The 9,819-nt window shown below is 72.6% G+C and carries 6 protein-coding genes; 3 read left to right on the top strand and 3 right to left on the bottom strand.

The window, feature by feature from the left end; all coding sequences use genetic code 11:
- Together C1I98_RS28950 and C1I98_RS28945 are read right to left on the bottom strand one after the other, a co-directional pair.
- The coding region (locus C1I98_RS28950) for a DUF5998 family protein (RefSeq protein WP_111170572.1) at window positions 1–587 on the bottom strand (587 nt) is incomplete at its 3' end.
- Between the two features lie 67 nt (window positions 588–654).
- On the bottom strand, window positions 655–3,294 hold the full coding sequence (locus C1I98_RS28945; RefSeq protein WP_111170571.1) for a bifunctional acetate--CoA ligase family protein/GNAT family N-acetyltransferase: 2,640 nt from the start codon (window positions 3,292–3,294) through the stop codon (window positions 655–657).
- Between the two features lie 204 nt (window positions 3,295–3,498).
- On the opposite strand from C1I98_RS28945, the gene C1I98_RS28940 reads away from it, so the two are divergent.
- Window positions 3,499–4,392 (top strand): carbohydrate kinase family protein, encoded by an 894-nt coding sequence (locus C1I98_RS28940; RefSeq protein ID WP_111170570.1) that lies wholly within the window; start codon window positions 3,499–3,501, stop codon window positions 4,390–4,392.
- 24 nt (window positions 4,393–4,416) lie between these two features.
- On the opposite strand, the gene C1I98_RS28935 is transcribed toward C1I98_RS28940, so the two are convergent.
- Window positions 4,417–6,510, bottom strand: a complete 2,094-nt coding sequence (locus C1I98_RS28935) for a RecQ family ATP-dependent DNA helicase (RefSeq protein WP_233508282.1) — start codon at window positions 6,508–6,510, stop codon at window positions 4,417–4,419.
- 113 nt (window positions 6,511–6,623) lie between these two features.
- Here C1I98_RS28935 and C1I98_RS28930 point away from each other — a divergent pair, with 113 nt between their 5' ends.
- The gene (locus C1I98_RS28930) at window positions 6,624–9,137 is read left to right on the top strand and encodes a DNA gyrase/topoisomerase IV subunit A (protein WP_233508281.1); all 2,514 of its coding nucleotides are present in this window, start codon (window positions 6,624–6,626) and stop codon (window positions 9,135–9,137) included.
- Window positions 9,138–9,215: 78 nt separating this feature from the next.
- Window positions 9,216–9,779 carry a thioredoxin family protein gene (locus C1I98_RS28925; RefSeq protein ID WP_111170573.1) on the top strand — a complete coding sequence of 188 codons (564 nt, stop codon included), beginning with the start codon at window positions 9,216–9,218 and terminating at the stop codon, window positions 9,777–9,779.
- Window positions 9,780–9,819 lie beyond the last annotated feature (40 nt).

The raw sequence follows: 9,819 nt of genomic DNA, 5'->3' as shown, positions 1-9,819 counted from the left end.
GGGGTGCTGTGGGCCGTGGCGGCGGAGAGGGCCTTGGCGAAGGCCAGGACGTGGGCGACCGCCTCGGCGCCGTCGGCGGCGTCGCTGACCCGCAGGGACAGGTCGTCGGCGGTGATCGCGCCGGTGTAGCCGTGGTCGGCCTCGCAGTTCTCGTCGCCGCAGGTGGCGGGCTCCAGGTCGACGTGGGAGATGCCGCCCCAGCCGATGTTGAGCGTGGCCTCGGTGGGGGGCACGCCGGGCGCGTAGGCGGCCGGGTCGGGGACGACCCTGGTCACCGCGACCGACTTGATGCGGCTGAGGCGCACCGCCTCGGTGGTGGTCGAGGCGTGGGCCACGGTGACGCCCTCGGCGGGCGGATGCTCGTCGGTGTGGCACACCAGAAGCCGCGTCGGCGTGAGCACCAGCACGGTGACGTGCCTGCGGACTTCCATTGCCGGGTCGAAGGTCGCCTCATGGTGTACCACGTAGGCGTCGACCGCCTCCTTGCCCAGCGCGGAGTCGACCGCGTCGGACACGAGGTCGGGGTAGTAGCCGCTGCGATCGATCGCCTCGCGCAGGCCCGCGGCCGAGACTCGGGTTTCCCTCATGGGTCCATCCTGCCCTGTCCGGGGGGTCGGTTTCACCCGCCCGCCCGGGGTACGCCACCCGCCCGGCTCAGCGCAGGCGGCGCGGCCCGTCGTCGGGGCGCGGGCCTTGCGGGACGCGCAGTACGGCTCGCCCCCCGAGCACCGTCACCCCGCTCTCGCCCACCAGGACGGGGTCGAGGTCCAGGCGGTCGAGTTCGGGGAGTTCGTCGGCCATCCGCCCGGTGAGGACCAGCAGCTCGCGCAGCGCGCCGACCGCTACCGGCGGGTAGCCGTATTCGCCGAACAGCAGCGGAGCGGCCCGGATCGACCTGATCAGCTCGGCGGCGTCGCCGGTGGACAGCGGGGCCAGGCGGTATCCGCGGTCGCCGAGCAGCCGCGCGGTGACCTCGCCGAGCCCGAACGACACGACGGGCCCGACCGACGGATGCTCCACCGCGCTGATCAGCGCGGGCACGCCCGGCTGCGGGGCCATTCGCTGCACGGCGATCGGGGCGCCGGGGCCGAGCTGGGCCGACAGCCCGGCGTACGCCTGGCGCAGCGCCTCGGGCCCGGTCAGGCCCAGGCGGACCGCCCCGGCCCGCGCGGCGGCCTCCCGGCCGACCGCCTTGACCACGACCGGCCAGCCGAGCCGGTCGGCGATCTCCACGGCCTCGTCGGCGGTGGCGGCCACCGGGGCGGGCCACACGGTGACGCCGTAGGGGGCGAGCAGCCGGGCGGCGTCGATCTCCACGGGACCGGCACGGCCGGCCAGCGCGTCGCGTACGAGGTCGCGGGCCTCGGCGGTGCCCTCTCCCCCGCCGATGGGGGGCTGCTCCAGGGGGCGTTCGCGCCACTGGGCGTGCCGTACGACGTGGGCGAGGGCGCGTACGGCCTCCTCGGGCGCCGCGTAGGACGGGATGGAGCCGCGCCCGGGGTCGTGCCCCCGCGGGTCGTGGCTCAGCTCGGGGAGCATGCCGACGCGGCCCTCGAAGGTGGCGAGCACGGGCTTGCCGGGGGCTTCCGCGGCGTTGCGCAGCAGCTCGGCGGCGACGGCCGCCGCGTCGCCGGGGATGGGCGGCATGTAGATGACGACCACGGCGTCGGTGTCGCCGTCGGCCAGTTCGCCGGAGAGCGCCGCGCCGAACGCCGCCGCCCCGGCCTCGGCCCCGAGGTTGACGGGTGGCCGTGGGTCGAGCCCGGCGGTGAGGCAGGCGTCCAGCGCCAGCAGGGCCAGCGCGTCGGAATTGCTCACCACGCCCACCCGGGGCCCCGCGGGCAGCGGCTGGTAGGCGAGCAGCTGCGCCACGTCGAACTGCTGGATCAGGTCGTCCACCCGGATCACGCCGGCCTGCTCGAACAGCGAGCTGAGCGCGCTGTCGGGCAGTTTCAGCGCCGGGGCGGCGTGGCCGATGGGCACGCCCTGGGTGGTGCCGCCGCTCTTGACCACCACCACCGGCTTGCGCCGCGAGACGCGCCTGGTCAGCCTGGCGAACTTGCGGGGATTGCCGATCGACTCCAGGTAGAGCAGGATCACCTCGGTCGCCGGGTCCTCCTCCCAGAACTGCAGGAGGTCGTTGCCGGAGACGTCGGCCCGGTTGCCCGCGGACACGAACGACGAGATGCCCATGTTCCGCTGGGCGACACGGTGCAGCAGGGTGGTGCCGAGCGCGCCGGACTGGCTGAAGAAGCCGACCCGGCCGCGGGCCGGGATGGTGGCGGCCAGGGTGGCGTTCAGCCGTACGCCGGGGTCGGTGTTGGCGATGCCCAGGCAGTTCGGGCCGACCACGCGCAGGCCGTGGGAGCGGGCGATGCGCACGAGTTCGTCCTGTCTGGCCCGGCCCTCGGGGCCGGTCTCGCCGAACCCTGAGGAGACGACCACCAGGCCGCGCACGCCCTTTTCCGCGCATTCCACGACAAGGTCGCGCACGCCCTCGGCGGGTACGGCGAGCACCGCGAGGTCCACCTCGCCGTCGATGGCGGTGACGCTGGGATAAGCGCGTACCCCGGCCAGCGCCCTGGCCTCGCGGTGGACCGGGTAGACGGGCCCGGCGAAGTCGGCGGCGAGCAGGTTGCGCAGCACGGTCTGGCCCACCCCGCCGGGCCCCCGCGACGCGCCCACCACGGCCACGGAGCCGGGGGTGAGCAGCCGCTCGATGGACCGCGACTCGGCGCGATGCTCGCGGGCGGCGGTGACCTCCTGGGAGGTCTCGGTGGGGGTCAGGTCGAGCGTCATCCTGACCACGCCGTCGGCGAAACGGCTCTGGGCGGTGTACCCCGCCTGGCGCAGTACGGCCATCATCTTCTGGTTGGCGGGCAGCACGTCGGCGACGAACCTGCCGATGCCGTGCTCGCGGGCGGTGGCCGCCAGGTGCTCCAGCAGTACCGAGGCCACGCCACGGCCCTGGTGGGCGTCCTCGACCAGGAAGGCGACCTCCGCCTCGCCGTCCTGGATCTTGTCGTAGCGGATGACCGCGACCATCTCCTCGCCGATGGTGGCGATGAGCGCGACCCGATCGACGTAGTCGACGTTCGTGAACCGGGTCACTTCACGCTCACTCAGTCGCGGCCGCGGCCCGAAAAACCGGAAATATATGGATTCTTCGGATAGTCGGGAGTAGAACGACAGGAGCCGTTCCGCGTCGGCGGGGCGAATGGGCCGGACATGCGCGGTGCCGCCGTCGGCGAGAACGACGTCGGCCTCCCAATGCGCGGGATAATATGCAGCCATCGGACGCCTCCACACTCACACCAACAGTCCCGAGCGTAAACCGCGATCTCAGATGACAAGACCAGGGCCCCTTGTTCAACAACGCTTGTGCATCGACTGGTGCCCACTGTCGGCTCTCTGGCCCAAAGGCCCGCGAGAAACTGTTAGGTTTCTCGGCGTCAGACGTGAGGCCACGTGAAGGCAGTGCAGCAAGGCGGTGACGTCATGACCCGGGTTGTCGTGGTGGGCGATCTCATGACCGATGCGGTCGCGCGTGCACGCTTCCCACTCGCCAGGGCCAGCGACACCCCCGCGATCGTGACCATGCACGGCGGCGGGTCCGGTGCCAATGTGTCGTCCTGGCTCGCGGTCGAGGGGGCCGATGTGGCCTTCATCGGCCGCAGGGGCGCCGACATCACGGGGCGCAACCGCGACATGGAGCTGATGGGCTACGGGGTCGACGCCCGGCTCGTGATGGACCCCGAGCGGCCGACCGGCACCTGTGTGGTGCTGGTCACGCACAAGGGCGAGCGCACCATGCTCTCCGACCCCGGGGCCAACGCCGCGCTGTCGCCGGAAGACCTGCCGCGCGACCTGTTCAGCGCGGGCGGCCACCTCCACCTGTCCGGCTACACGCTGGTCAACGAGGGTTCGCGGGACGCGGGCATGACCGCCCTCGACCTGGCCCGGCGGGCGGGCATGAGCATCTCGGTGGACTCCTCCTCGGCCGCGCCGCTGGAGCGCACCGGCGCCGAGCCGTTCCTGGAATGGACCCACGGGGCCAAGCTGCTGTTCGCCAACGCCGACCAGGCCAAGGTGCTCACCGGGCGCGACGACCCGGCCGCCGCCGCCAAGGTGCTGACCGCGTGGTTCCCGCAGGTGGTCATCAAGCTCTCCGCCGACGGCGCGCTGTGGTACACCAACAGCCGCGCCGAGCCGGTGCGGGTGCCCGCCGAGCCGGTGGACCGCGTGGTGGACGGCACCGGCGCGGGCGACGCCTTCGCGGCCGGGTTCCTGCCGCCGTGGCTGGCGGGCAAGCCGCCCTCCGAGGCGCTGTCGGCGGGCTGCCGACTGGCCGCCAAGGCGATCTCCCACCTGGGCGCGCGGCCCCGCCTCTGAAAGCGCCGGGCGCGCGCCCTGGGATCAGGTGGTGACGGCGAGCGCCAGCGGAAGTACGGCGGGCGCACCCGCGTGCCGCAGCAGGGCCGCCGACATGGTCATGGTCCACCCCGTGTCCACCCGGTCGTCCACCAGCAGCACCGGCCCACCGGCCGCCGTCAGCGCGGCGGCCAGCTCCGGCGGGGTCGTCAGGGTCGCCCTGATCGCCTGCACCCGCTGGGCGCTGTTGAACTGCCGTCCGGGCGGGCCCGAGCGGTAGCCCAGCTCGCCCAGGTAGGACAGCCGGCCGACCGACGCCAGCCGTTCGGCCAGGCCGCGCACGAGCGCCGGACGGCGGGCGGATGGGACGTTGACCACGGCCACCGGCCGCTCGCGCCACTCCCACGCCGACAACACCTTGATCACCGCGCCGAACACGTCGTCGGGCACCGGCCCGTCAGGGGCGTCGTCGGCCAGAAGGTCGCGCAGCCGGTTGCCCCAGCCGATGTCGGTCAGCCTGCCCAGCGCCCGGCCGGGCTCGGCGCCGAACTCCGGCTTGATCCGCCCGCTGAGGTCGGCGATGCCGGTCGGCCACTGCCTGCGGGCCTCGACCTCCACGCCGGGACGGGCCAGGCGCTCCCTGGCCCCCGCGACGGCGGCGGGCGCGACCTCCGCCGGCCGGTGCTCACCCGTGCAGTTGTCGCAGCGCCCGCAGGGCCGCGCGGCCGGGTCATCGAGGTGGCGGCGCAGGTATTCCTCACGGCACTCGGTGGTGGTGAGGTAGCCCAGCATGGCCTCCTGCTCGGCGCGGCGCTCGGCCGTGATGCGCGTGTAGCGCTCGGCGTCGTAGCCCCACGGCTCGCCGGTGGCCTCCCAGCCGCCCTTGACCCGGCGCACCGCGCCGTCCACGTCGAGGACCTTGAGCATCATCTCCAGGCGGCTCCGGCTCAGATCGACCCGGGTCTCCAGCGCCGGAGTGGACAGCACGCCGCCGTCGAGGGCCGCCAGCGTGGCCCGTACGACCGGCTCGGGGGGAAAGGCGAGAGAGGCGAAATATGCCCAGATGGCCTGGTCCTCCGGGCCGGGCAGCAGGATGACCTCCGCCCGCTCGACGCCGCGCCCCGCTCTGCCGACCTGCTGGTAGTAGGCCACCGGCGACTGTGGCGCGCCCGCGTGGACGACGAACCCGAGGTCGGGCTTGTCGAAGCCCATGCCCAGGGCGCTCGTCGCGACCAGGGCCTTGATCTTGTTGTTCAGCAGCGCCTCTTCGGCGGCCAGACGCTCGTCCGGGTCGGTCTGGCCGGAGTACGCGGCCACCTCGTAGCCCTGCTCGCGCAGGTAGGCGGCGATCTCGTGGGCGGCGGCCACGGTCAGGGTGTAGACGATGCCGGAGCCCGGCAGCTCGCGCAGGGTCTGGGCGAGCCAGGCCAGCCGCTGCTCGGCGGTGCCCAGCCGTACGACGCTCAGGCGCAGGCTCTCGCGCTCCAGCGGGCCGCGCAGCACGAGGGTCTCCTCGCCCATCTGCTCGGCCACGTCACGGGTGACGCGGGCGTTGGCGGTGGCGGTCGTGGCCAGCACGGGCACGCCGGGCGGCAGGTCCTCGAACAGGGTGCGCAGCCTGCGGTAGTCGGGCCGGAAGTCATGGCCCCAGTCGGAGATGCAGTGCGCCTCGTCCACGACCACCAGGCCGGCGCTCTCGGCCAGCTCGGGCAGCACGTTGTCGCGGAACTCGGGGTTGTTCAGCCGCTCCGGGCTGACCAGCAGGACGTCGACCTCGCCGTCGGCGACCCGGGCGTAGACGTCTTCCCAGGTGTCGCTGTTGGCGGAGTTGATGGTCACGGCGCGGATGCCGGCCCGCTGGGCGGCGGCGATCTGGTTGCGCATCAGCGCCAGCAGCGGCGAGACGATGACGGTCGGCCCCTCGCCCAGCTCCCGCAGCAGGGCGGTGGCCACGAAGTAGACCGCCGACTTGCCCCAGCCGGTGCGCTGGACCACCAGGACCCTCTGGCGCTTGAGCACAAGGGCCTCGATCGCGGTCCATTGGTCATCGCGGAGGCGCGCGTGGTCTCCGGCGAGGGCGCGCAACCGCTCCTCGGCCGCCTCGCGGACCATCGCGGCTTCGGGAAGGACGTCAGCCATGAGGTCCTTGTTACCAGGTTTTACCGGCCTGCATAGCCGACCTTCCGGACATCTCACGCATGCCGCGCACCAGGCTCGGTCCAGGTCGCGGAACGGTCGCCACCTTCGGCACAATGTTCGACATGGCCCGACGAACGACGACGCCCCCGCCGGAGGACTTCGAGGAGCGGATCATCGATATCGATGTCTCCTCCGAGATGCGCACCAGCTACCTCGAATACGCCTACTCGGTCATCTACCAGCGCGCACTGCCCGACGCCCGCGACGGCCTCAAGCCGGTGCAGCGGCGCATCCTCTACTCGATGAACGAGATGGGCCTGCGGCCCGACCGGGGGCACGTCAAGTCCTCCCGCGTGGTCGGCGACGTCATGGGCAAGCTCCACCCACACGGCGACACCGCCATCTACGACGCGCTGGTGCGGATGGCCCAGCCGTTCTCGATGCGGCTGGCGCTGATCGACGGGCACGGCAACTTCGGCTCGCCCGACGACGCCCCCGCCGCCATGCGTTACACCGAGGCCCGCCTCGCGACCGCCGCCACCATGCTCGTGCAGTCGATCGACGAGGACACGGTCGACTTCAAACCCAACTACGACGGGCAGGAGACCGAGCCCACCGTCCTGCCGTCCGCGCTGCCCAACCTGCTGGTCAACGGCGCCGCCGGCATCGCCGTGGGGATGGCCACCAACATGGCCCCGCACAACCTGGTCGAGGTCATCTCCGCCGCCCGGCACCTGATCAAGCACCCCGACGCCGGGCTCGACGCGCTGATGCGGTTCGTCCCCGGCCCCGACCTGCCCACCGGCGGCACGATCATCGGCCTGGACGGCGTCCGCGACGCCTACCAGACCGGCCGGGGCACCTTCAAGATGCGCGCCAAGTGCGCCATCGACCAGGTCACACCGCGGCGCAAGGGCATCGTGGTCACCGAGCTGCCCTTCAACGTCGGCCCCGAGCGGGTGGTCACCAAGATCAGGGAGCTGGTGACCGCCAAGCGGCTGCAGGGCATCTCCGACCTGAAGGACCTCACCGACCGGCACAAGGGCCTTCGCCTGGTCATCGAGATCAAGAACGGCTTCAACCCCGAGGCCGTGCTGGAAGACCTCTACCGGCTCACCCCGATGGAGGAGACCTTCGGCATCAACAACGTCGCCCTGGTCGACGGCCAGCCCCGCACGCTGGGGCTGAGGGAGCTGCTGCAGGTCTACGTCGACCACCGGATCGACGTGGTGCGCCGCCGTTCGGCCTACCGCAGGCGCAAGCGGGAGGAGCGGCTGCACCTGGTCGACGGCCTGGTCATCGCGCTCCTCAACATCGACGAGGTCATCCAGGTCATCCGGTCCTCCGACGACTCCGGGCAGGCGCGCGCGCGGCTGATGGAGGTCTTCGAGCTGTCGGAGATCCAGGCGGCCTACATCCTGGACACCCCGCTGCGCAGGCTCACCAGATTCGACAAGCTGGAGCTCGACCGGGAGCGGCAGACCCTCCAGGAGGAGATCGCCCAGCTGAGCGAGATCCTGTCCTCCGACACCCGGCTGCGCGCGGTGGTCTCCAAGGAGCTGGCGGAGGTGTCCAAGCAGTTCGGCACGCCTCGCCGTACCGTCCTGCTGGAGTCGTCCGGGGCCGCGGGCACGGTGGCCGTGCCGCTGGAGGTGGCCGACGACCCGTGCCGGGTGCTGCTGTCCTCCACCGGCCTGCTGGCCCGTACGGCCGACGCCACCCCGCTCGCCACCGAGGGCGAGCGCTCCAACCACGACGTGCTGGTGTCGGCGGTCGCCTCGACCGTGCGCGGCGAGATCGGCGTCGTCACCTCGCACGGCCGCATGATCCGGGTCAGCGTGGTCGACCTGCCCACGCTGCCGTCCGTGGCCGCCCCGCCCACCCTGTCGGGCGGGCATCCGGTGAGCGAATACGTCACGCTCGTCCCCGGAGAGACGGTGGTCGGCATCGGGTCGCTCACCGCCGGCGGGGCCGGTCTCGCTCTCGGTACGGCGGGCGGCGTGGTCAAACGGGTCGCCCCGGACTATCCGGCCAACCGAGATGAGTTCGAGGTGATCGGGCTGAAGGACGACGACCGGGTGGTCGGTGCCGTCGAGCTGCCGAGCGAAGACCACGACCTGGTGTTCATCGCCTCCAACGCACAGCTTCTGCGGTTCCCGGCATCGGCCGTGCGCCCGCAGGGCAGGCCTGCGGGCGGCATGGCGGGCATGCGCCTCGACGAGGGAGCCAAGGTGATCTTCTTCGGCGCGGTGGACCCCGCGCTGCCCGCCCGGGTGGTCACCATCGCCGGTTCGGCCACCGCCCTGCCCGGCACGCAGACCGGCGGCGGCAAGGTGTCCGACTACGCGGAGTTCCCCGCCAAGGGGCGGGCCACCGGCGGCGTACGGGCCCAGCGCTTCCTCAAGGGCGAGGACACCCTGCTGCTGGCCTGGGCGGGGCCCGCTCCCGCCAAGGGCGCGTCCACCACCGGCAAGCCGGTGCCACTGCCGGAGGAGCTGGGCCGCCGCGACGGGTCGGGGATCCGCATCACCAACGCCGTGGCCGCGATCGGCGGCGGGCTGGGCACGCACCCGATCACTGGGTCGCCGACGACCGCCGCCCAGGACGACTCCGACGACCCCTTCTGAGCGCGTCGGCGGCATGTCCTCGCCCTGCCTTCGCGGGTCGGGCGGGGACATGCCGCCGAGGTGCGCGACAATGAGGGCATGCCTGTCACCTCGTTCATGGTCCCACTCGGTACGCCGGCCCCCGGCTTCGACCTGCCCGCGGTCGGTGGCGGACACCTCTCACTCGACGACATCAAGGGCGCTCCGGCCACGCTCGTGGTCTTCCTGTCCAACCACTGCCCGTACGTCCGGCGGATCGAGGCGGGCATCGGAGCCTTCGCCGCCGACTACGCCGATCGGGTGACCATCGTCGCCATCGGCAGCAACGACGTGGTCAACTACCCTGACGACGACGCCGGCCACCTGGCCGAGCAGGCCGGCAGGGCCGGGTTCACCTTCCCCTATCTCATTGACGAGACGCAGGAGGTGGCGCGGGCGTACCGGGCGGCGTGCACGCCCGACTTCTTCCTCTTCGACGGCGAACTGCGGCTGGCCTACCGGGGCGAGTTCGACGACGCCCGCCCGAAGAACGACGTACCGGTCACCGGCGCCTCCCTCCGCGCCGCGACCGACGCGGTCCTCTCCGGCACCGCCGTACCCGAGCCCCAACACCCCAGCCTGGGCTGCGGCATCAAGTGGAAGCCGGGCAACGAGCCCACCTGATCCCAGGGGGCCTGGCACCGACCCCGCCAGGCCCCCACCC

Origin of the sequence: Spongiactinospora gelatinilytica (genome assembly GCF_003236385.1) — a bacterium.
Taxonomy (GTDB): domain Bacteria; phylum Actinomycetota; class Actinomycetes; order Streptosporangiales; family Streptosporangiaceae; genus Spongiactinospora; species Spongiactinospora gelatinilytica.
Note: the sequence above shows the minus strand (reverse complement) of the source record. Positions and strands in the feature narration are given on the sequence as shown.